This is a genomic window from Micromonospora taraxaci (genome assembly GCF_007830095.1).
GTDB classification, from domain to species: domain Bacteria; phylum Actinomycetota; class Actinomycetes; order Mycobacteriales; family Micromonosporaceae; genus Micromonospora; species Micromonospora taraxaci.
The window spans coordinates 1,779,257-1,801,989 of record NZ_VIWZ01000001.1 but is presented as its reverse complement, the minus strand read 5'-3'; the positions used below and the strand labels follow the sequence as shown (position 1 = coordinate 1,801,989).

Below are 22,733 nucleotides of genomic sequence, written 5' to 3'. Positions count from 1 at the left end.
AGATCAGTCCTTGCTGCTGAACGCCGCGTCGAAGGCGGCGCTCGGCGCGTCGAAGGCGAGCCGGCGGACGAACTGCAACGCCTCCGGGGCACCGACGAGCCGGTCCATCCCGGCGTCCTCCCACTCGACCGAGATCGGGCCGTCGTAGCCGATCGCGTTCAACGCCCGGAAGCAGTCCTCCCAGGGCACGTCGCCGTGACCGGTGGAGACGAAGTCCCACCCGCGGCGCAGATCGGCCCAGGGCAGGTGCGAGGCGAGCCGGCCACGCCGGCCGTCCCCGGTGCGCACCTTGGCGTCCTTGCAGTCCACGTGGTAGATCCGGTCGGCGAAGTCGAAGATGAAGTTCACCGGGTCCAGCTCCTGCCACACGAAGTGCGACGGGTCCCAGTTCAGCCCGAACGCGGGTCGGTTGCCGATGGCCTCCAGCGTCCGCTTCGTCGTCCAGTAGTCGTACGCGATCTCGCTCGGGTGCACCTCGTGCGCGAACCGCACCCCGACCTCGTCGAACACGTCGAGGATCGGGTTCCACCGGTCGGCGAAGTCCTGGTAGCCGCGCTCGATCATCGACGGCGGCACCGGCGGGAACATCGCCAGGGTGTGCCAGATCGACGAGCCGGTGAAGCCGACGACAGTGTTCACCCCGAGCTTCGCGGCCGCCCGCGCGGTGTCCTTGATCTCCTCGGCGGCCCGCTGACGGACCCCCTCGGGTTCGCCGTCGCCCCAGATCCGGGCGGGCAGGATGTCCTGGTGCCGCTCGTCGATCGGGTGGTCACAGACCGCCTGACCGACCAGGTGGTTGGAGATCGTGAAGACCTGAAGGTTGTGCTTCGCCAGGGTCTCCTTCTTGCGCTCGACGTAGGAGTCGTCGGCGAGTGCCTTGTCGACCTCGAAGTGGTCGCCCCAGCAGGCGATCTCCAGACCGTCGTAGCCCCACTCGGAGGCGAGTCGGCAAACCTCCTCGAAAGGAAGGTCGGCCCACTGGCCGGTGAAGAGCGTGATGGGTCGCGCCATTGTTCTTCTCCCCTGTTGTAATGGGGATTCCAGGTGCGGACCGGGGCGAGGTGACCGGACGTACGCGACGCCGGGCGGTCACCGGTGGGTGCGGAACACACCTGAGCCCGGCGGGTTGCGCCTCCCACCGGGTCACCGGCCACCAGCACGGTCGCCGACCCCACCCTATTTCCGTGGCACCCCATCGCGAAAGCCCCGCGGCCCGATCATCACTCGGCGACCTCCTCGGGCGCGGGCAGCGCGACCCGTACGGTGAAGCCGCCACCGGCACGCGGGCCGGCGGAGAACGTGCCGCCGAGCCGCTCGGCGCGTCTGCGTACCCCGAGCAGTCCTTGCCCGGTGTGGTGGGCGCTCGCTCCCGACGGCGCCGCAGCGGCGCCCTCGTCGCGTACCTCGATGGTGATGCCCGTGGCGTCGTAGCGCAGGCGGACCGCGACCGGCGCGCCCGGAGCGTGCCGGCAGGCGTTCGTCAGCGCCTCCTCGATGATCCGGTACGCCACGACGTCGACCGGGCCGGGCAGCGGCCGAGGGTACCCGGCGAGGCTCCAGCGCACCGGCTGGCCTGCGGCGAAACCCTCCACCAGCGCGTCGAGACGGTTCAGGCTGGGCGCCGGCCCGGTCGACGGGTCGGGCGCCTCGGCCCCGTGCAGCAGCCGGTGCCCGTGCTCCTGCACCATCCGGCGCCACTGCGCCATACGCCCCATGCTGGTCAAGGTACGGCAGTGGCCTGTGAGCCCGGCCCCGGGCGGTGCCCGCCGGGCGGCGTCCAACCGGTGTGAGCGTCACACCTGCGCGTCGTGGATGTGACGAGCAGGTGTGACGCTCACCGGGGCACTGCCTCGGGAGAGGCCGCCGCCAGGTCGGCCGTGACTCACTGGCCGGTGACGGCGGCTTCTCCCGGCTCAGTCGGTCAGGGCAGGGTCCACTTCTGGTTGGCCGCGTTCAGGCAGGTCCAGAGGTGCACGACGGTGCTGTCCGCCGAGTTGTTGCCGGAGACGTCCAGGCACTTGCCCGACGACGGGTTGCGCAGGGTGCCGTCGGACGCCGCCGCCCAGTTCTGCGCCCCGCTGCCGTTGCAGGTCCAGAGCTGGATCTTGGTGCCGTTGGCGGTGCCACTGCCGTTGACGTCCAGGCACTTACCGAGCGCCTTGATCGTCGAGTTCGGCGTCACGGTCCAGGTCTGCGCCGCGCTGCCGTTGCAGGTGTAGATCTGGATCTGGGTGCCGTCGGCGGTGCCACCGTTGCGCACGTCCAGACACTTGCCGGCGAGACCCTTGATCGGGCCCACCCCGTTCGTGCCTCCGCTGCCCTTGACCAGTGTGAAGTCGTCCAGGTCGAAGAGCCCCGTGCCGCTACCGGTAAAGGTGAGGTAGAGGTTCTGGGTGCTGGACGGGACGTTCGACAACGCTGTGGTGACGTTGGCGTAGGTGTCCCAGCTACCGGTGTTGGGCACCGCCACCGAGCCGAGCACCGGGCCGGTGGCCGAGCCGGTGCGCACCTGGATGGTGCCGCCCGCGCCGCCGGAGACGACCCGGGCGGTGAACGAGGTGACCCCGGTCAGGTTGACCCCGTTGTACGCGGCCCAGTCGCCCGGCTCGATGTAGCCGAGGGTCTGCCCGCCGTTGGCACCCGCCTTGGTGAACGCGGAGACACCGTTGGCCGAGCTGAACGCCTCGGCCTGGATCGTGGTGTTCCCGGTCGGCGGTGGCGTGGTGCCCAACTCCTTGATCCGGATGTTGCGGAAGGAGGCGTCGTCACCGGTGCCGTGGTTCTGGATGCCGATGTGGCCGGCCAGTGAGCGGACCGGGTTGGTGTTGGTGAAGTCGTTGATCTTCACCCCGTTGAGGAAGATCTGAAGCCGCTCACCCTCGACCAACAGCTCGTAGGTGTTCCACTCCCCCGGCGCGTTGAGCGCCGCGTCACGGGCGGCGATGTCGGCCGACTTGAACGTGTAGACCGCCCCGGTGGTGCGGTCGGTCGCGTCGGTCGCGTCGATCTGGATCTCGTAGCCGTTGTCCACCGCCGACCACGGATCACTGGACGGCGGGAAGCCGATGAAGATGCCGGAGTTGTCATCCCCGGCCAGCTTCCAGTCCAGCTTCAGCGAGTAGTTGGTGAACTGCTTGGCGTTGTACCAGAACAACCCCATGCCGCCGACCGAGGTCAGGGTGGCGTCGGAGTTGGTGAAGTTGCCCGGACCGGCCTGCGACCAACCGGTCGTCGAGCCGTTGAAGATCGGGGTGTAGCCCGTCTCGGGCCGGCAGTCGGCCTTGCTCCGGCCGGAGGCGTACCGGATGCCGCCGAGCAGGTGGTTGCGGAACCCCGACTCGGCGTACGACGCCTGGGTGTGCCCGGCGCCGGTGTAGAAGGAGCGGCCGCCGTTGTAGCTCTTGCACCAGCTCAACGGGTGGTCCGCGCCCATTCCACCGCCCGAGTACGACGACTCGTCGAGCGTGGCGAGCACGTGCGCGGTCGACCGGGGGTTGGTCCGGTAGTTGTACCACTCGTCGGTGCGGGTCCAGGTCTGCGGCAGGTGTCCGGTCGCCGCGTGACCCCGGTCCTCCACCTTGATGTTGGCCTGCTGGATCGCCGGGTGCGAGTTGAACCACGCGCCCACCAGGTTGCCGTAGAACGGCCAGTCGTACTCGGTGTCGGCGGCCGCGTGCACACCCACGTACCCGCGTCCGGAGGCGATGTACGACTCGAAGGCGGTCTGCTGGCTGGCGTTGAGCACGTCGCCGGTGGTGTTGAGGAAGACGACCGCCTCGTACTGGTTCAGGTTGCTGGTGGTGAACGCGGCGGCGTCCTCGGTGGCGGTAACTGTGAAGTTGTTCGCCGCGCCCAGGTCGCGGATGGTCTGGATGCCGACCGGGATCGCGTCGTGCCGGAAACCGGCGGTCTTGGAGAACACCAGGACGTCGTAGGGGGCGTCGGCGGCGCTGGCCGGGGTGGCCGGTGTCGTACAGGCGATGACGGCGAGTGCGGCCATGGCCGCACCGAGGACGGGTCGTAGGCGTCTGCGCATATCGCTCTCCTAATCGCGGTTAGGAGGGGCCCCCTGCCCAAGGCTAGGCGTTGACAGGGGGCCCCTCCCGCCAGCTCAGGGCAGGGTCCACTTTTGGTTGGCGGCACCGCTGACGCAGGTCCACAGGTGGACCGCAGTGCTGTCGGCGGAGTTGTTGCCGGAGACGTCGAGGCACTTGCCGGACGCCGGGCTGCGCAGCGTGCCGTCGGCCTGGGCCGACCAGTTCTGCGCGGCGGTCCCGTTGCAGGTGTAGAGCTGGATCTTGGTGCCGTCCGCGGTGCCGGCACCCGAGACGTCCAGGCACTTACCCAACGACTTGATCGTCGAGTTCGGGGTGACCGCCCAGGTCTGCGCCGCACTGCCGTTGCAGGTGTAGATCTGGATCTGCGTGCCGTCGGCGCTGGCGCCGTTGCGCACGTCCAGACACTTGCCGGCCAGACCCTTGATCGCCCCCGTCCCGCCGGCCGGCGGGGTGCCGGTGACGAAGGTGAAGGCGTCGAGGTCGAAGAGCGCCCCGGTGCCCGACCCGGCGAAGGTCAGGTAGAGCGTGGTCGTGCCGGTCGGCGGGTTGGTGATCGTCCCGGTCACCGTGGTGAAGGTTTCCCAGCCGCCGGTCACCGGGACCGTGGCCGAGCCGAGCACCGTGCCGGTGGCCGAGCCGGCCCGGACCTGGAGGGTGCCACCGGCCCCCGCCGAGGAGACCCGGGCGTTGAACGAGGTCACGTTGCCCAGCCGGTACGGCTGGAACGCGATCCAGTCACCGTTGTTGATGTCGCCGACGGTCTTGCCGCCCTCGGCCGGGGTCTTGCTGAACACGTTGATCCCGGACGAGGTGCCGTAGAACTCGGCCTGTCGGTGCCGTGGCGGCAGCGTGTGCTGGGTGTGCGTGGTCAGCCCACCGGCGTCGGTGTACTCGGCGTCGAAGATCGCGAAGATGTTCGCCGCGTCGTCGTGCTCACCGTCGACCGGGATGGTGATCGTGCCCGAGCAACCGTTCTGCGAGGTGATCTGGTGCCCGTGCTGGTCGTGGCCGAGCACGTAGGTCATCTTGACCTTCGTGCAGTCGATCGTGCCGTCCTCCGGGTCGGTGACGGTGATGCTGAACGGCACCGTGTCGCCGAAGCTGAACAGCTGACCGTTGCCGGGGTTGTTGATCGTCACCGTCGGGGCGGTGTTGCCGACGTTGATCTGCACGCTGCTGCTGCCGGTGGCACCCTGCGGGTCCCGGACCGTGAGCGTGGCCGTGTAGGTGCCGTTGGCGCTGTAGGTCTTCGTCGGGTTGGCGGCGGTCGAGGTGGTGCCGTCACCGAAGGCCCACGAGTAGGTCAGCGCACCGCCCTCGGGGTCGGACGAGCCAGCCGAGGAGAAGGTCACCGCCAGCGGGGCCGCACCGGAGGTGCGGTTGGCGCTGGCTTTCGCGGTGGGCGCCCGGTTGCCGCTGCCGACGTAGTCGAAGCGGTAGAGCGCCGAGTTGGCGTCACCGTTGAAGTAGCCGGTGCCGTAGTCGAGCACGTAGTACGCGCCGTCCGGGCCGAACGCCGAGTCCATCACCTGCTTGCCGACCCAGGGGAAGGTGTCGATGGTGCCCCGGGAGCCGTCGGAGTTGACGTGGATCGGCTTGATCCAGCCGCGGCCGAACTCGGTCGCGAAGAACTGCCCGTCGAAGGACTGCGGGAACTTCGTGGTGGAAGTCGACGACGCGTTGTACCGGTAGACCGGGCCGCCCATCGGCGACTCGGAGCCACCGCCGAACTCGGTCGGGGTGCCGGCGTCGCCGGCGTACCGGATCCAGGCCGGCTGGGCCGGCGGCAGGGTGGTCCGGCCGGTGTTGCGGAACGAGTTGTTGGTCGGCCCGCCGGTGCAGTTGTACTTCGCCCCGCTGGCGTTGGTGGCGAAGTCCCACTCGTTGTACGTCTCGGTGGTGGTGTTGGTGCCGGTGCAGTACGGCCAGCCGTAGTTGCCCGGCGCGGCGACCCGGTTGAACTCCACCTGGCCGGACGGCCCGCGGGTGGAGCTGGTGGAGCCGGCGTCCGGCCCGTAGTCACCGACGTAGACGACACCGGTGGCCTTGTCCACGCTGATCCGGAACGGGTTGCGGAAGCCCATCGCGTAGATCTCCGGGCGCGTCTGGGCCGTGCCGGGTGCGAACAGGTTGCCCGACGGGATGGAGTACGTGCCGTTCGCGTTCACCTTGATCCGCAGGATCTTGCCCCGCAGGTCGTTGGTGTTGCCGGCGCTGCGCTGCGCGTCGTACGCCGGGTTGCGGTTGGTCCGCTCGTCCAGTGGCGAGTAACCGGCGGACTCGAACGGGTTGGTGTCGTCACCGGTCGACAGGTAGAGGTTGCCGGCGGCGTCGAAGTCGATGTCCCCACCGACGTGGCAGCAGACGCCCCGGCTGGCCGGTACGTCGAGCACGTCGACCTTGCTGGACTGGTTGAGCGTGAAGTCGGAGTTGAGCGTGAACCGGGAGAGGCGGTTCACACCGTTCCAGGCGGAGAAGTCGGTGCCGGTGGCGGGCGCGTCGCCGGCGGGGGTGGAGAGCGGCGGGGCGTAGTAGAGGTAGATCTGCCGGTTGCTGGCGAAGCCCGGGTCGACGCCGACGCCCTGCAACCCCTCTTCGTCGTGGGTGTAGACCGACAGCGTGCCGATCACCGAGGTGGTGCCGTTGGCGTCGGTGCGGCGCAGGGTGCCGTTGCGGGCAGTGTGCAGGACGGAACGGTCCGGCAGCACCGCCAGCGACATCGGCTCACCCATGTCGCTCACCCCGCGGGCGAGTTCGACCTGCTGGAAGTCGGTGGCGACGATCGTGTGCGCCTGCGCGGGGGCCGTGCCGACGGCGAGGGAGGCGGCGCCGGTGGTGGCCGCCAGCAGCAGCGCCGATCCGGCGGAGAACCATCGTCGGGACCGTTGTCGTGGAGCGTCCTTCATGGACATGTGTGCTGCCCCTTCCTGACGAATGACTGCCAGGCCGGGCGCGCGCCGTCGCGCCGGATGCCGTAGCGGTGGTGGGGGTCGATGGGTTACCGCGCCGCCGGTTCACCTCGACGAAACATTGTCGTGTTGGTCACGACACTAAGTTGAAGGTGTCGATGTGTCCATACCTTCCGGCGGTTCAGCATCAACTTTTGTCGATCTGATCGAAAGTCGCGGGTCAGGCGCGGCGGTCGATCGCCTGGCCGGCCAGCGCGACGAGCGCCGAGCGAGCCTCGTCGGCCACCGCGGCGGCCTGCAGGGCCACGAGCGCGGCCTCGGTCCGCACCCGGATCATCTGCTCGATCCGCTCCCGAGCACCCGTCGTCTCGATGATGGCGCGAAGCTCCGCAGCGCCGTCGGCGTCCAACGCCGGATTGCCGAACAGCTCCCGCAGCCGGGCGGTCTGTGACCGGTCCGCCGCGCTGCGGGCCAGCGCCATCATCACAGTGGGCTTGCCCTCACGCAGGTCGTCCAGGATGGACTTGCCGGTCACCGCCGGGTCTCCGAAGACGCCCAGCACATCGTCGCGGAGCTGGAACGCGTCGCCCAGCGGGTCACCGAACTCCTCCAGCGCGGCGAGCAACTCCGGGCCCGCGCCGGCCAGGGCCGCGCCGATCTGCAACGGCCGGGTGACCGTGTACCGGGCTGCCTTCATCCGGATCACGGTGAGCGCGCTCGCCACCGAGCCGTCACCCACGCCCGAGACCAGGTCCAGGTATTCGCCCGCGATCACCTCGGTACGCATCAGCGCGAACACGCCGTACCCCCGGTGCACCTGCTCGGTGCTCAACCCGCACTCGTGGAACATCTGGTCCGACCAGGCCGCGCAGAGATCCCCGCAGAGCAGCGCGGTGTTGCGACCGTACGCCTCCGGGTCACCACGCCACGACGACCGGGCGTGCAGGTCGGCGAAGAGGCGGTGGACCGACGGCTCGCCCCGGCGGCGGTCACTGCCGTCCAGGATGTCGTCGTGAATCAGCGCGAACGCGTGGAACAGCTCCAGGGCCGCCGCGGCCACCACGATCGGGGTGCCGTCGGCAGCGCCCGCGCCACGCCAACCCCAGTAGCAGAAGAGTGGGCGCAGGCGCTTCCCGCCGGCGAGCACGAACCGTTGCAGCGCGGTGAACACGCCCCGCGGCGCGCCGTCGGGCCAGTCCGGGCCCTGCCGTTCCAGGAACCCGGCCAGCTCCGCGTCGAACCGGGCCCGCAGTCCGCTCGTGTCCGTCGGCGCGACGGTGACCGTCATGTCCGCGTCCCCGAACCGCTCGTGCCGTCAGCGCCTAATCCGGCCAGCTCCAGTAGCAGCCCCTTGACCTCGGTGGCCGCGATCCGGTCCCGGGCCGCTGTCGGGTCGGAGCAGAGCAGCACCGGGGCGTCCGCGGGGTCGTCCGGCAGCCGCCCGTGCGAGCCGCGCACCGCCCGCGCACCGGCGTCCAGGCCGACAGCGCTCATCAGGTAGCGCATGCCGAGCTTCTTGCGGGCCAGCGCCACGCCGGCGCGGGCCTTCGCGGCACCGGGGTTGGCCGGGTCGAAGAACAGCTCGGCTGGGTCGTACCCCGGCTTGCGGTGGATTTCCACGAGCCGGGCGAAGTCCGGTGCCCGGTCGTCGTCCAGCCAGTAGTAGTACGTGAACCAGGCGTCTGGCTCGGCCACCAGCACCAGCTCACCCGCGCGCGGGTGGTCCAGCCCGTGCGCGGCCTTGCCCTCGGCGTCGAGCACCTCGGCCACCCCGGGCAGGTTGGCGCAGAGCTTCGCCACCGCCGGCACGTCGGCCGGGTCCTTGACGTAGACGTGGGCGATCTGGTGGTCGGCGACCGCGAACGCCTTGGACGTCCACGGGTCGAGGTACTCCATGCCCGCCTGGGTGTGCACCCGCAGCAGTCCCTCGGAGCGCAGTAGCCGGTTGACGTCCACCGGTCGGGACACGTCGGTGATGCCGTACTCCGACAGCACCACCACTGTCGCGTCCCGGGCCCGGGCGGCGTCCAGCAGTGGGCCGAGCACCGCGTCCAGCTCCGCCGCCGCGGCGGCGGCCTGGGCGGACGACGGGCCGAACCGTTGCAGGTCGTAGTCCAGGTGCGGCACGTAGACCAGGGTCAGGTCGGGTGACACGTCGGCGAGGATCTGCTCGGCCGCCTGGCAGATCCACTTCGACGACGGCAGGCCCGCCGTCGGCCCCCAGTAGGTGAACAGCGGGAAGGCGCCCAGCCGACCGGTGAGCGCGTCGTGCAGCTCCGGCGGGTCGGTGTAGCAGTCGGGTTCCTTGCGCCCGTCGGCGTAGTACACGGGACGCGGGGTGACAGTCCAGTCGACGTCGGCGCCCATCGCGTACCACCAGCACACGTTGGCGACGGTGTAGCCGGGCTCGGCCTTGCGGGCCGCCTGCCAGAGCTTCTCGCCGCCGACCAGCGCGTTGTGCTGCCGCCACAGCAGCACCTCACCCAGCTCCCGGAAATACCACCCGTTGCCGACGATCCCGTGCCCGCTGGGTGGTTCGCCGGTGAGGAAGGTGGACTGCACCGAGCAGGTCACCGCGGGCAGCACGGTGCCCAGCTCGGCCCGGAAGCCGCCGTCGGCGACCCCTCGTAGTCGGGGCATGTGCGCCAGCAGTCGGGGGGTCAACCCCACGACGTCGAGCACCACCAGTCGGCGGCTCATCGCGTTCCTCCCATCGTCACGGTTCGCTCCGCGGTCAGACCGAGGCCGACCAGTTCGTCCCGGGCGAAGGCCAGCTCCGCGGCGATGCCGGCGGCCAGCTCCGCATCGGTGCGGGGCCGCCGTGCGGCCGGCAGCACCCCCCAGGTGTACGTCTCGACGTCCAGGTGGTCGCAGCCGGCGGTCGGGCCGTCGAAGAGCGCTCTCAGGGCTGCGCGCAGAACCGGCAGGGTCGAGCCGAGCGGTTCCTCGGGTGGGGCGTGCAGGGGCACGTGGTAGTGCACCCGCCACGGTCCGGGCAGCGCCCGGTCCAACGCCTCGTCGAGGTCGTCCGCCGCGTACGACGGGTCGGCCGGGTCGGGCAGGCCGGCACAGCCGGCGCCCCGGGTCTGGTGCAGGAAGCGCGGCTCCACCCAGCGGCGCAACGCGTCGGCCCCGCCCTGCGGGTCGGCCGCCTCGACGGCGGCGGAGACCTGCACCTTCACCACAGGCAGTCCGGCCGCCCGCAGTCGTCCGAGTGCCTCGGCCGGGTCCTCCCACGCGCACGCCAGGTGGGCCAGGTCGAGGCAGACGCCCATCCGGTCGGTGTCCATCCCGGACAGCAGCGCTGCGGCCTGGCTGCTGCTCTCCACCACGCAGCCCGGCTCCGGCTCGAAGGCGATCCGTACCTCGCGGCCGGTGTCGCGCTGGACCTCGGCCAGGCCGGCGGCGAGCTGGTCCAGCCGGCGTCGAGCCGCGTCGGCCCGTCCGGTGTCCCACGGCTGCCGCCAGGCCAGCGGCAGGGTGGAGATCGACCCCCGGGCGGCGTCGTCGGGCAGCAGGTCGGCGAGCACCCGGGCCAGGTTCAGCGTGTACGTCAGACGTTGCTCGGTGGTCCAGTCCGGGTGGTACACGTCCTGCTTGACCACCGGGGCCTGGAAGGCCGCGTACGGGAAGCCGTTGAGGGTGACGACCTCCAGGCCGCGCGCGTCCAGCTCGGCGCGCAGCCGACGACGCAACCCCGCGTCCGCGGCCAGCTCGGCGGCGACCGGGGCGGCCAGCCACAGGCCCAGCCCGAGCAGGTCACTGCCGAGCGCCGCACGGACCGGCAGGGCGTACGTGTCCAGTTGACCGAGGATGCCGGCGAGATCCTCAGCGGGGTGCACGTTGGTGCAGTACCCGAGGTGGACGGTCTCACCGCCGGCATGTCGCAGCCGCATCAGCTGCCGCCGCGCAGGATCGAGTTGCCGGTCTCCGGGTCCACGGCGGCGGGGTCCTCCACGTCGCTGAGGTCGAGCCGCCCCGACTGCCCGTAGAACTCCACCGGGTTGCGCCACAGCACCTTGTCGACGTCGTCGTCGCTGAACCCGGCCTCCAGCATCGCCTGACCGGTGGCCCGGGTCAGCAGCGGGTCGGAACGCCCCCAGTCGGCGGCCGAGTTGACCAGCATCCGTTCCGTGCCGTACTCGCGCAGCAGCTCGACCATCCGCGACGGCGTCATCTTGGTGTCCGGGTAGATGGAGAAACCCAGCCAGCATCCGCTGTCCCGGACCAGCTTGACGGTCACCTCGTTGAGGTGGTCGACCACCACGCGACCGGCGTCGATGCCGGATTCGGCGACCACTGCCAGGGTGCGTTCGCAGCCGCGCGCCTTGTCCCGGTGCGGGGTGTGCACCAGCGCCGGCAACTCGTACGCCACGGCGAGGGCGAGCTGCGCCGCGAACGCCTCGTCCTCCTCCGGCGTCATCGAGTCGTACCCGATCTCGCCGACCGCCACCACCGCGTCCTTGTCCAGGTAGCGGGGCAGCAGGTCGAGCACTGGGCGGCAACGCGGGTCGTTGGCCTCCTTGGGATTGAGCGCGATCGTGGCGAAGTGGCGCACCCCGAACTGACCGGCCCGGAAGGGCTCCCACCCGATCAGCGAGTCGAAGTAGTCGGTGAACGACGCGGGGCTGGTTCGCGGCTGACCCAACCAGAACGCCGGCTCCACCAGCGCGCGTACCCCGGCGGCGGCCATCCGTTCGTAGTCGTCGGTGGTGCGCGAGGTCATGTGGATGTGTGGGTCGAAGATGCGCATTCACGCCTCCCGGGGCAGTGCGGCGGTGAGCCGGTCGAGCAGGTCGGTGGCGTCGGCGGGCAGGTCCCGGCCGGCGGCATGCCGTTCGGCGGCGAGCGCGGCCAGCATGGCGGCGAGCTCCCCGTCGGCCCGGGCGTCCAGGTCGGCGACCGCGGCGAGGGGTACACCGCTGAACACGCACTTGAGCACCGCCTGCCGCCAAGCGGCCGGATCGAGGTGCCGGGCGTACGGGCCGAGCGCGGCGGCGACCAGGCGGGTGTCGTTGGTGCGGATCGCGTCGTGCAGCAGCGGCACGCCGGCGGCGTCGATCGGCAGCAGCGGCAGCGCCCGCAGCACCGCTCGCCGTTCGGCCGCGTCACCGTGCTGGTAGAGGCTCTCGGCGTACGCGGCGTGGTCGCGCGGCAGCGCGGTGAGCAGCAGCACCCGGGCCGCGTCGTCGGCGGTCCAGTCGGGTGCGTCGGGTAGCGCGCCTCGTCCGCAGCGCCGTCCCGCGGCGGGGAAGAGCCGGGTGATCTCGGTGGGCTCGGCCGCGACCCGGCGCAGCGCCGTGTCCAACCAATCGGGATCGGGTACGCCTCGCAGCGCGGCCCGTAGTGAATCCGGTGTCATCCCGTCTCCTCCCCTTGTAGCTACGCCGGCATCCCGGTGCCCCGCCACCCTTTGCTCTGCACCTACATATGCACCGGGGTGTCGTCGGCGGCTGTCGCGTCGGCGGGTGTCGCCTCGGCGGGTGCAGAGCAAAGGGTGCGAGCACTGTGACCAGCGGCGGCCGCGGCGGCCCGCAGGAACTCGATCGACCGGGCGGCCACGGCGGGCGCGGCGTGCGAGTCGCGGGGCAGCTCCACCGCGACCAGCCCGCGATAGCCGGCCGCCGCCAGGGCCGCCAGCACCGGCGGGAAGTCGATTTCGCCGACGCCGAACTCCAGGTGTTCGTGCACGCCCCGGCGCATGTCGTCGATCTGCACGTTGACCAGGTGCGCGGCCACCTCGGTGACGCACTGCGGCACCGGCCAGGGCTCCAGGCAGCGGCAGTGGCCGATATCGAGGGTGATGCCGAACCGGGCCGGGTCACCGAGCGCGGTACGCAGCCGACGCCAGTCGGCGATGTCCTGCACCAGCATGCCCGGTTCCGGTTCGAAGCCGAGGGTGACGCCCGCGGTGTCGGCCGCGTCGACGACTGTGGCGCAGCCGGCCACCAGCCGGTCCCAGGCACACTGCGGTGACACCGTCTCGGGCCGGACGCCGGCCCAGAACGAGACCGCCTCGGCGCCCAGGTCGGCGCCGATCCGAACGGCCCGGCGCAGGAACTCGATCCGTCGGGTCGGGTCGTCGTGCAGCAACGTCGGCGCGTGTTTGTGCCACGGGTCGAGCAGGTACCGGGCCCCGGTCTCGATCACCACAGCGAGCCCCAACTCGTTCAGCCGTCGGCTGACGGCGGCGACCCGACGGGTGAGGCCGGGCGCGAACGGGTCGAGGTAGTCGTGGTCGAGGGTGAGCGCCACCCCGTCGTAGCCGAGGTCGGCGATGACGGCGAGCGCGTCGTCGAGGCGATGGTTGTTGAAGCCGTTCGTGCCGTACCCGAGCCGCAGCGTCGTGGCGTCACCGGCTGGTGGCGCGGGTCGGGCCTGGGGAACTGTCATGTCGGGGAGACCTTCCGCGCCAACCGTCGACCCAGCGGCGCGGCCGCCGCGACGGCCAACCCCAGCAGGCCGGCTCCACTGCGAGCGGTCAGTGCGCCCTGAAGGGCGGGCAGGCCGGTGATCCCGGCGCCGACGGCGGCGCGGACCCGCCCGGCCGAGGGGTCGCGGACCACCTCGACCTGGGCCGCTCCGTAGCGGGCCGCATACCAACCGGCCAGCGCGGCGGGCAGAACTGCCGCGACGGCGGCCCTCCGGGACCGGTCGGGGCGCGCAACGGTCGGGTCCTCCGGTCGGGCGACGGCGCGTCGGACGCCGGGGACGGCGGCGCTGGCGGCGACCACCGCCGTGCCCGCGAGGGTGCGCATCGGCAGGGTGGCCTCCGCGCCGGTCACCTCCCGGCGGGACAGCGCGGTCACCGTCCAGGTGTGCGCGGCGACGGTCGCCGCCGCCGGCAACGCCCGGGTCAACCGGCCGCCGGACGCGCCGAGCAGCACGTCCAGCCCTCGACAGGCGGCCATCACCGCCGGGCCGGCGGCGGTGTTCTTGGCCAGCAGGTCGTACCCCCAGATGGTGGCGGCCAGCGGCACGGCGAGCGCGGCGGCGCGGCGGCCGCCCACGGCGGCGGCCAGGCCCACGCCGGCGGCCGTGAGGCCCGCCGCCAGACCGACCGCGGCGGCCGGGGTGATCCGCCCGCTGGGGATGGGCCGCTCGGGCCGTTCCTCGGCGTCCAGGCCCCGGTCGGCCCAGTCGTTGGCGGCCATGCCGGCCCAGTAGAGCAGCACCGAGGCGCCGGCCAGCGCAGGGGTACGCGGACCCAGCGCGCCGGCCGCCGCCGCTCCGGCGACCACGTCACCGGGCACCGAGAGCGCGGCCGGCGCCCGGACGAGCTCGGCGAGGTCAGCCAACGTTGTCATGGTCACCGCCCCCGTCGGCGTGCAGGCGCCGGGTGAAGTCGGTCAACCGGGCCCACTGCTCGCCCAGCGAGTGGGTGGGCGAGCCGATCGGGTCCTTGAAGAAGAAGCCCAGCTCGGTCAGCGGCCCCACCAGCCCGGCGGCGTGCGCGGCGGCGGTGAGCCGGGCCAGGTCGAGCACCAGCGGCGCGGCCAACGCGGAGTCGCAGCCGTGCCAGGTGAACTCCATCCGCATGCCGGTGCCGAGGAACCCGGCGAAGGTGATCAGGTCCCAGGCGGTCTTGAAGTCGCCCAACTCCTCGACGTACTCGATGCGCGTGCCGCCCTGCGGGACGTAGCCCAGCGTCTCGCCGAGCACCCGCTGCTTGCTCTGCACCTTCGCCGCGTTCGCGGCCGGGTCGGCCAGGGTGGCACCGTCGCCACCACCGAGCAGGTTGAACCCGGACCAGGAGCGCACGTCCAGGTTGCGCATCGCGAACATCGGCGCGAGCACCGACTTGACCAGGGTCTCCCCGGTCTTCCCGTCGTGCCCGGCGTACGGCAGGCGGGCCTCCTCGGCCAGCGCCGCCAGGGCCGGCAGCCGCAGCCCGGTGGACGGGGTGAAGTCGACGTACGGGCAGCCGGCGAGCACTGCCGCGTACGCGTAGAGGGAGCTGACCGGCAGCACCTCGCCGGGCCCGGCCAGAGCGGCGCTCAGGGCGGCCGGGTCGGCGTGCCCGGGGTGCGGTTGCGGGGCCGGCTCGGTGGCGGAGACGTTGACCACCACCACCCGGTCCAGGTCGTGCCGCTCCCGGAAGGCGGTGAGGTCATGGACCACGGCGGCGGCACGATCGGCCTGGGTCGCACCGACCGGCGCGGGGCGCAGCTCCTGATCGACCACGCCCAGCTCGTCGCGGAGCGCGGCGACCAGCCGCCAGGGGATGACACCGGCGTCGGCGAGCGCCTCGGCGCGCTTGCACAGCGGAGTGGTGGCCACGTCGTGTCCGCCGAAGACCAGGTCGGCGAAGGCTGGTAGAGCCGGGCCGCGCAGTTCGGGAAGCTCGGTGACGCAGCCGGTCGGCCCGGCCAGGCCGGCCCGCAGCGCGAGCCCCCCGACGATGCTGGTGGTCGCGACGGATCCGCGCGCTCCTACCAGCCAGACACCTGTTCGCATGGTGCTCCTTCCCCGTTCACGAGGAACCGTCGGTACCGCTAAATATAGGAATATCAGAATATGTTTCGGAAAGATACGGCCTTGGTCGAGGGGCCCCGTCCGCCCTCCCCGCACCGGATCGGCACCGGTTTCCGACGTCGGCGTCGGCGGCGACGACGCCGGACCGGATCCCGGCCCGGGTACAGGCAGACGGGGCTTGGTAGACAGGGTCGGGTCGGCGTCTCGACCCTGTCTCCCCCGCATCCGACCAGTCGGGGCGTTGGCATGCCCCGGCCGGGCGTCTCAGGCCGCCGCGCCCACCAGGTCACCGAACCGAGCACGACCCGCCGAACGTCGACGAGTGGATGCGGTACGGGTGGGGGCAACGGCGGGCGGTCTAGTCAGGTCCTGCGGTGTCCACCGATGGTGGCGGTCCTCCGGTGCGGCCGGGGAATCCCGGTCCGGTCGCACCGGACGACCGTCCTGCTCGTGCGCCACCGGGCCGTCAGGCCCGGCCGCACGCTCTCCGACGCCGACCTCGTCCCGGCCGCGGGGCGCAATCCGCGGCCGGTCCTCGCCGGTCGGCTTCGGGAAGCCGGTCGGGCGATGGCGATGCGAACACCGTCATCGCGGATGGTCGATGGTCAGACGGTCGCCGCGGTCAGCGCCGGTTCGACCTCGGTCCAGGAGGAGCCGAGTTCCGCCGAACGGGCCACCGCGTCCAGCACCAGCTGGACCTGCAACGCGTCGGCGAACGAAGGAGTCGGGTCGACACCGGTGGCGACCGCCTCGATGAAGTCGCGCATCTCGTGCGTGAACGAGTGCTCGTAGCCGATGATGTGGCCCGGGGGCCACCACGCCGACATGTACGGGTGCTCGCCCTCGGTCACCAGGATGCGGCTGAAACCCTGCTCCGCGGTGGGCCGGGTGGCGTCGTAGAACTCCAGCTCGTTGAGCCGTTCCAGGTCGAAGACCACGCTGCCCAACGAACCGTTGATCTCGACGCGCAGCGCGTTCTTGCGACCGGTGGCGAACCGGCTCGCCTCGTACGTGGCCAGAGCGCCACCGTCGAGCCGGGCCACGAACACCGCGGCGTCGTCGACGGTCACCGGCCCGGTGGGCGCCGTACCGCCGTCCACAGTGGCCGCCAGGCCACTCGACTCGGCCGGCAACGGACGCTCCTTGACGAAGGTCTCGGTGACCGCGCTGACCCCGCTGATCCGCTGACCCGTGACGAACTGGGTCAGGTCGATGATGTGGGCACCGATGTCACCGAGCGCGCCGGAGCCCGCCCTGTCTTTCTGCAACCGCCAGACCAGCGGGAACTGCGGGTCCACGATCCAGTCCTGCAGGTACGTCGCACGGACGTGTCGAATCACCCCGAGCCGTCCGTCGGCGACCAACTGCCGCATCATCGTGACCGCGGGGACCCGGCGGTAGTTGAACCCGCACATCGACCGCACTCCGGCGGCCCGGGCGACCTCCGCCGCAGCGGTCATCGCCCGCGCCTCCTCCACCGTGTTGGCCAGCGGCTTCTCGCACAGAACGTGCTTGCCGGCGGCCAACGCGGCGAGGGCGATCTCGGCGTGACTGTCGCCCGGGGTACACACATCGATCACGTCGATGTCGTCCCGGTTGATCAGATCACGCCAGTCCGTGGTGTACGCCTCCCAGCCGAGTCGGTCGGCGGCGTCCGCCACCTTCCCTGTGTCTCGACCGCAGATCAGCGCCATCCGGGCCCGCGCCGGCAGGTCGAACACGCGGTTCACGGTGCGCCACGCCTGTGAGTGCGCGGCGCCCATGAACGCGTAGCCGACCATGCCGACCCGCAGTTCTTTGTCTGTCGTGGACAAGGTGGGTCTCCCCCCGGTATGTCAGAACCCGAGCTTGTCGTAGCTGCTCGCGTTCTCCTTGGTGATCGTCTCGGAGGCCAGGGTCACTTCCTTGGGCACCTGGAGCTCCGTCAGGTCGCCCAGGCCACGCCCCTGCGCGATGAGCCGCGCCAGCGAGACGGCCGAGGAGGCCATCGACGGGTTGTAGGTGACCGTCGCCTTGAGCACGGTGTTGTCGGCCTTGATCGCGTCGATCGCGAGCTTGGAGCCGGCGCCGCCGACCATGAAGAACTCGGAACGGTTGGCCTGCTTGATGGCGGCCAGCACGCCGATGCCCTGGTCGTCGTCGTGGTTCCAGATCGCGTCGATCTTCGGCAGCGCCTGGAGCAGCTGGGACGCCTCACGCTGGCCGCTGTCGGAGGTGAACTCGGCCGAGCGACGGTTCCGCACCGTGAAGCCGTAGGTCGCCAGGGCGGCCTTGAAGCCTTCGCTGCGCTCGACGGTCAGCGGGATCTCCAGACCGGCGATCTCACCGATGACCGGGTTGGCGACACCCTTGTCCTTGAGCATCTTGCCGATGAAGTGCCCGGCCGAGACGCCCATGCCGTAGTTGTCACCCTTGATGACCAGCCGCGACGCGAGCGCGTCGGGGAAGGCACGGTCGAGGTTGACGATCGGAATGCCGGCCTGCATGGCCTGGAGGGCAACGGCGTTGACCTCCTTGCCGTCGTGCGGCAGCACGACGATGATGTCCGGCTTCTGGGCGATCAGGGTGCCGAGCGTCGAGCGCTGGGCCTCGGAGTTCGACCCACCGTCGACCTCCTTGAACTCCACGTCCGAGTAGGCCGCCGCCTGGGCCTTGGCGTTGGCGTGGATGGCACCCATCCAGCCGTGGTCGGCGGCCGGCGCGGAGAAGCCGATGACGACCTTCTTGCCGGGGGCGTTGTTGCCCTCGCCGCCGCCCGCGGCCTTGGTCTGGGTGCTGGCAGCCGGTGTCTCGTTGCTGGTGCAGGCGGTCAGCAGGGTGGCGGCGCCAACTGCGGCCCCGCCGAAGAGCAACCGGCGGCGCGACAGGTCGCGACTGTGCTGGGTCATGAACGACCTCCTGGAAGCGGTATCTGACTGATTGAGGGTGTGCGAGGCCCCGCCAGCGTCGAAAGTTTCGACGTGGCCAGGGACAACGGTGCGGTGCGTCAGGCGGTGGTGACCCTGTTCCGCGCGAGGAGCCGAGTGACTGACTTGTACTGGAACTGCTGGATCAAGACGGCGGCGACGATGATGCCGCCCTTGACCATGTTCTGCGCCTCGATGGAGAGGCCGTTGATGGCGAAGAGGTTCGTGATCGTGGCGAAGATGATGACGCCGAGCAACGAGCCGACGATCGTGCCGCGACCCCCGCTGAGCAGCGTCCCGCCGATGATCGCCGCGGCGATCGCGTCCAGCTCGTACAGGTTGGCCATCGCCGCCTGCGCCGAGGTGGCCTGCGAGGTGAGCATGATGGCGGCGATGCCGCAGCAGAGACCGGAGAGCGCGTAGAGCAGCATGGTGTGCCGCCGGACGTTGATGCCGGCCAGCCGTGCCGCCTCCGGGTTGCCACCGACGGCGATCGTCCGCCGGCCGAAGGTCGTCCGGTTGAGCAGGACCCACCCGGCCAGGACCACCGCGCCGAGGATGTAGACGAGGATCGGGATCCCGATCACCTTGCGCGCCGCGATGTCGTTGATGAAGGTGCTGCTCGACACCTGGGTCTGCTTGTTGGAGATCGACGCCGCGAGCCCTCGCGCGGCCACCAGCATCGCGAGCGTCGCGATGAAGGGGACCAACCGGCCGTACGAGATGAGCACGCCGTTGACCAGGCCGACACAGATGCCGACCACCAGGGCGGTGAAGATCATGCCGCCGGCGCCGAAGTTCTGGGTGGCGACGGTGGTGCACCAGACGCCGGCCAGCGCGACGATCGCACCTACCGACAGGTCGATGCCGCCGCCGATGATCACGAAGGTCATCCCGACGGTGACCACACCGACGACCGAGGCGAGCTGGAGGATGGCCAGGACGTTGTTCCACACCCAGTTCGGGTCGCCGTACAGGTCCGGCTTCGTGATCGCACCGACCACGATGAGCGCCGCCAGCACCCCGATCAGACCGAGGTTGCGCTTGGCGCCGTCGCCGCCGTCCCCCCGCCACCAGGAGAGCCGGCCCGAAGTTGCTTTATCGCTGGCCACCGCCGTCTCCGCCGGGTCCACCGGCGGCGACTGTGCCGGAAGCTGCGGGCGCTCCGGTGTCGCGGTGGGAGTGGGAGTCGCGTCGCTCATGCCGGTGCGCCTTCCATCAAGGACCCCGCCATCACGAGGTCAAGCACAGTGTTCTCGTCGAGTTCGCCGGCCGCGGCTTCGCGGACGACACGCCCTTCCCGCATCACCAGCACCCGGTCGGCCAGACCCAGCACCTCGGGCACCTCGCTGGAGACCAGCAACACCCCGACGCCCTGCGCGGCCAACGACCGGATGACCTGGTAGAGCTCAGCCCGGGCGCCCACGTCCACGCCCCGGGTGGGCTCATCGAGCAGCAACAGCTTGGTGCCGCCGAGCAACCACCGCCCGACCACCACCTTCTGCTGGTTGCCGCCGGACAGCGTGCGTACCGGCCGGTCGACGTCCCGGGGCCGCAGCTCCAGGGTCTCGGCGATCCGGTCCGCCTCGGCGCGTTCCTTGGCGGCGTCGGTGAAGCCGAGCCGCGCGTACCGGCCGAAGGTGGCCAGCGTGACGTTGCGGTAAATCGGTTCACCTAGCAGCAGAGCCTGGCTCTTGCGTTCCTCCGGCGCCATCCCCATGCCGGCCCGGACCGCCGAGCCGACGCCGGGACGCAGCACCTGCCCGTTCATCCGAACCTGACCGGCCTCCGGGAGACGAGCACCGTAGATCGTCTCCAGCAGCTCGGACCGCCCCGAGCCGACCAGCCCCGCGATGCCGACGATCTCCCCGGCACGCACGTTCAGCGAGACGTCGGCGAACTCACCGGTGCGGGTCAACCCCTCCACCTGGAGCAGGTCGTCGCCGACGCCGTCGTCGACCGGCCGGTCCGGGAAGACGTACTCGATGGTCCGGCCGGTCATCCGGCTGACCAGGTCGCGGGTCGGGGTGTCGCGCGCCGGCAGGTTCGCCGCCGTGGTCCGACCGTCCTTGAGTACGGTGACCCGGTCACCGATCTCACGGATCTCCTCGAGCCGGTGCGAGATGTAGATGACGGCGATGCCCTGCGCGGTCAGCTCCCGGATGATCCGGAACAGGTTGCCGACCTCGTCGTGGGCCAGCACCGCGCTCGGCTCGTCCATGATGATCAGTCGGGCCTCGTGCGACAGTGCCCGGGCCATGCTGACGATCTGCTTGCCCGCCGCCGGCAGCGACCGGACCATCCGTCCGGGCGGAATCTCGGCGTGACCGAGCCGGCCGAGGATCTGCCGGGTGTGCCGAGCCATCCGACCGCGCTGGACGAACCCGAAGTTGCGGTACTCGTGGCCGAGGAAGGCGTTCTCCGCCACCGACAGGTCCTCGACGAGGTCGAGCTCCTGGTAGATGGTGGCGATGCCGGCCTTCATGGCGGCCTGCGGGTTGGCGAAGGTCGCCGGTTCACCGCGCCACTCCACCTGCCCCGAATCCGGTTGGTGCACGCCGGCGAGCACCTTGATCAGGGTGGACTTGCCCGCGCCGTTCTGCCCGAGCAGGCAGTGCACCTCGCCGGCACGCACCTCCAGCTGCACACCGTCCAGTGCGCGTACGCCGGGGAAGGTCTTGACCAGATCGGTGAGGCGCAGGACCACCTCGCCCGCGACGGTGTCGGCGGGAGCCTCGACCAGCGGTGCCTCGGCGACGGCCTCGGCCGACGCGGTGGCGGGGTCATCCTCGGGCAGAGCCACAGTCTCCTCCTCGCTCACGACAGGATCTCGGTCAACTTCATGCGGCTTCCGCGAAGGCGACGTCGCTGGCCAGCACTGCCGCTCCGGCGACGCCGGCTCGGCCACCGAGCTCGGACAGCACGACCGGCAGGTTGCCGGTGGCCAACGGCAGCGAACGGCGGTAGACCACACTGCGGATCTCGGCGAGCAGGATGTGCCCGAGCTGGGCGAGCCCGCCGCCGATCACGATCATCGACGGATTGGTGAAGCTGACCAGGCCGGCGAGCACGCCGCCGACCCGCCGTCCGCCGTCACGGATCAGCTGGATGCAGGTCACGTCCCCCTCGACGGCACCCTCGGCGACGTCGAGGGCGGTCACCACACCGCGTAGGGACATCCGCTCGGCCAGCGCCGGCGACGCCCCACTGCGGGCCGCGGCGGTGGCGTCCTTGGCCAGCGCCGCACCGCTGAACAGCGCTTCGAGGCAGCCGATGTTGCCGCACGAACACATCGGACCGTGCGAGTCGACCTGGATGTGGCCGATGTCGCCGGCGCAGCCGTCGGTGCCCCGGTAAACCTCGCCGGTGAGGTAGATGCCGCACCCGATGCCGGTGCCGATCTTCACGAAGAGGAAGTCGTCCACCGAGTGCGCGACCCCACCGTGCCGCTCACCGATCGCCATGATGTTGACGTCGTTGTCGACCACCGCCGGGCAGCCGTGCTCCCGGCTGAGCAGCTCACGCACCGGGTACCGGTCCCAGCCCGGCATGATCGGCGGCGAGACCGGGACGCCGTCCCGAAAACTGACCGGGCCGGGTACGCCGATGCCTACCGCGTCCAGCCGCTCGTACGCCCCGTCGACCCGGGCCTTGTGCAGCAGTTCGTTGACCCGTTGCAGGGTCACCTTCGGACCGTTACGGATGTCGGCGGCCTCGCCGTAGTGGGCCACCGGTTCGAGGCGGCCGTTGACCACCTCGATGTCCATCGAGCTGGCACCGAGGTCGACGGCGGCGAAGCGCAGCTTCGGGTTCAGCTCGACCAGCGTCGAGCGACGCCCACCCCGGGAGGCGGCGAGCCCGGCCTCGGCGACGTAACCCAGGGCGACCAGACGGTCCAGTTCGGCCAGCATGCGCGGGCGCGGCATCTGGAGTCGGTCGCCCAGCTCGGCCCGCGACACGGCTCCCTCGTCGCGGAGCAACCGCAACAGTCGCACGTGTAAAGGGTCGACCGTTCGCACCGGGAGCCGCCTCTGCATTGGCATCGTTCACATCGACGCAATGCCGATGTGTTGTGTCCGACACAGTAGGAGCGCTCGCATCGCCTGTCCAGAGCTTCGGCTGTTCCGACGCTAACTTTTGCTCAAACGGACAGAAGTTTTGGTCGTGCCTGCGGAGGGTGCACCGGCGGCGGCGTGCACCAGCCCCTCGCGCCCCGCGCCTCGCGCCTCGCGCCTCGCGCCTCGCGCCTCGCGCCTCGCGCCTCGCGCCTCGCGCCTCGCGCCCCGCGCCCCGCGCCCCGCGCCCCGCGCCCCGCGCCCCGCGCCCCGCGCCCCGCGCCCCGCGCCCCGCGCCAAGATCGTGCACGAACCAGGAAATAGGGGCCT

17 protein-coding genes are annotated in these 22,733 nt (G+C 71.0%); all 17 read right to left on the bottom strand.

Annotated features, from left to right (window positions below):
• Nucleotides 1–3 precede the first annotated feature (3 nt).
• The 17 genes from FHU34_RS08585 to FHU34_RS08505 all read right to left on the bottom strand — a co-directional run bounded on the left by FHU34_RS08585 (nucleotide 4) and on the right by FHU34_RS08505 (nucleotide 22,367).
• Nucleotides 4–1,011, bottom strand: a complete 1,008-nt coding sequence (locus FHU34_RS08585) for a sugar phosphate isomerase/epimerase family protein (RefSeq protein WP_088988140.1) — start codon at nucleotides 1,009–1,011, stop codon at nucleotides 4–6.
• Nucleotides 1,012–1,220: 209 nt separating this feature from the next.
• Nucleotides 1,221–1,706 (bottom strand): sensor histidine kinase, encoded by a 486-nt coding sequence (locus FHU34_RS08580; protein ID WP_167524774.1) that lies wholly within the window; start codon nucleotides 1,704–1,706, stop codon nucleotides 1,221–1,223.
• Between the two features lie 215 nt (nucleotides 1,707–1,921).
• A complete protein-coding gene (locus tag FHU34_RS08575; protein WP_145779473.1) occupies nucleotides 1,922–4,036 on the bottom strand; it encodes a ThuA domain-containing protein in 2,115 nt (704 codons plus the stop codon).
• Between the two features lie 75 nt (nucleotides 4,037–4,111).
• Entirely contained in the window at nucleotides 4,112–6,970 is a 2,859-nt protein-coding gene (locus FHU34_RS08570; protein ID WP_208744945.1) for a PQQ-dependent sugar dehydrogenase, read from the bottom strand.
• Between the two features lie 217 nt (nucleotides 6,971–7,187).
• On the bottom strand, nucleotides 7,188–8,255 hold the full coding sequence (locus FHU34_RS08565) for a polyprenyl synthetase family protein (protein ID WP_145779472.1): 1,068 nt from the start codon (nucleotides 8,253–8,255) through the stop codon (nucleotides 7,188–7,190).
• Nucleotides 8,252–9,667: an alkaline phosphatase family protein gene (locus FHU34_RS08560; protein ID WP_145779471.1), complete on the bottom strand. Its 1,416-nt coding sequence runs from the start codon at nucleotides 9,665–9,667 to the stop codon at nucleotides 8,252–8,254. The genes FHU34_RS08565 and FHU34_RS08560 overlap by 4 nt, the downstream gene beginning before the upstream one ends.
• Nucleotides 9,664–10,863: a metabolite traffic protein EboE gene (gene eboE, locus FHU34_RS08555; RefSeq protein WP_145779470.1), complete on the bottom strand. Its 1,200-nt coding sequence runs from the start codon at nucleotides 10,861–10,863 to the stop codon at nucleotides 9,664–9,666. The genes FHU34_RS08560 and eboE overlap by 4 nt, the downstream gene beginning before the upstream one ends.
• Nucleotides 10,863–11,720: a TatD family hydrolase gene (locus FHU34_RS08550; RefSeq protein WP_145779469.1), complete on the bottom strand. Its 858-nt coding sequence runs from the start codon at nucleotides 11,718–11,720 to the stop codon at nucleotides 10,863–10,865. The genes eboE and FHU34_RS08550 overlap by 1 nt, the downstream gene beginning before the upstream one ends.
• Entirely contained in the window at nucleotides 11,721–12,329 is a 609-nt protein-coding gene (locus tag FHU34_RS08545; RefSeq protein ID WP_145779468.1) for an EboA domain-containing protein, read from the bottom strand.
• A 62-nt stretch (nucleotides 12,330–12,391) separates the two neighbouring features.
• Nucleotides 12,392–13,360 carry a sugar phosphate isomerase/epimerase family protein gene (locus tag FHU34_RS08540; RefSeq protein WP_244311583.1) on the bottom strand — a complete coding sequence of 323 codons (969 nt, stop codon included), beginning with the start codon at nucleotides 13,358–13,360 and terminating at the stop codon, nucleotides 12,392–12,394.
• The gene (locus tag FHU34_RS08535) at nucleotides 13,357–14,274 is read right to left on the bottom strand and encodes an SCO3242 family prenyltransferase (protein WP_145779467.1); all 918 of its coding nucleotides are present in this window, start codon (nucleotides 14,272–14,274) and stop codon (nucleotides 13,357–13,359) included. Before FHU34_RS08535 ends, FHU34_RS08540 begins: the two co-directional genes overlap by 4 nt.
• The gene (locus tag FHU34_RS08530; protein ID WP_145779466.1) at nucleotides 14,258–15,424 is read right to left on the bottom strand and encodes an inositol-3-phosphate synthase; all 1,167 of its coding nucleotides are present in this window, start codon (nucleotides 15,422–15,424) and stop codon (nucleotides 14,258–14,260) included. The genes FHU34_RS08535 and FHU34_RS08530 overlap by 17 nt, the downstream gene beginning before the upstream one ends.
• Nucleotides 15,425–16,047: 623 nt before the next feature.
• On the bottom strand, nucleotides 16,048–17,223 hold the full coding sequence (locus FHU34_RS08525) for a Gfo/Idh/MocA family protein (protein WP_425280568.1): 1,176 nt from the start codon (nucleotides 17,221–17,223) through the stop codon (nucleotides 16,048–16,050).
• 54 nt (nucleotides 17,224–17,277) lie between these two features.
• Nucleotides 17,278–18,330 (bottom strand): substrate-binding domain-containing protein, encoded by a 1,053-nt coding sequence (locus FHU34_RS08520; RefSeq protein ID WP_145779464.1) that lies wholly within the window; start codon nucleotides 18,328–18,330, stop codon nucleotides 17,278–17,280.
• Nucleotides 18,331–18,428: 98 nt separating this feature from the next.
• Nucleotides 18,429–19,550 (bottom strand): ABC transporter permease, encoded by a 1,122-nt coding sequence (locus tag FHU34_RS08515; RefSeq protein WP_145779463.1) that lies wholly within the window; start codon nucleotides 19,548–19,550, stop codon nucleotides 18,429–18,431.
• Entirely contained in the window at nucleotides 19,547–21,055 is a 1,509-nt protein-coding gene (locus tag FHU34_RS08510) for a sugar ABC transporter ATP-binding protein (RefSeq protein WP_208745129.1), read from the bottom strand. The genes FHU34_RS08515 and FHU34_RS08510 overlap by 4 nt, the downstream gene beginning before the upstream one ends.
• Before the next feature lie 133 nt (nucleotides 21,056–21,188).
• Entirely contained in the window at nucleotides 21,189–22,367 is a 1,179-nt protein-coding gene (locus FHU34_RS08505) for an ROK family protein (RefSeq protein WP_145779462.1), read from the bottom strand.
• Nucleotides 22,368–22,733 lie beyond the last annotated feature (366 nt).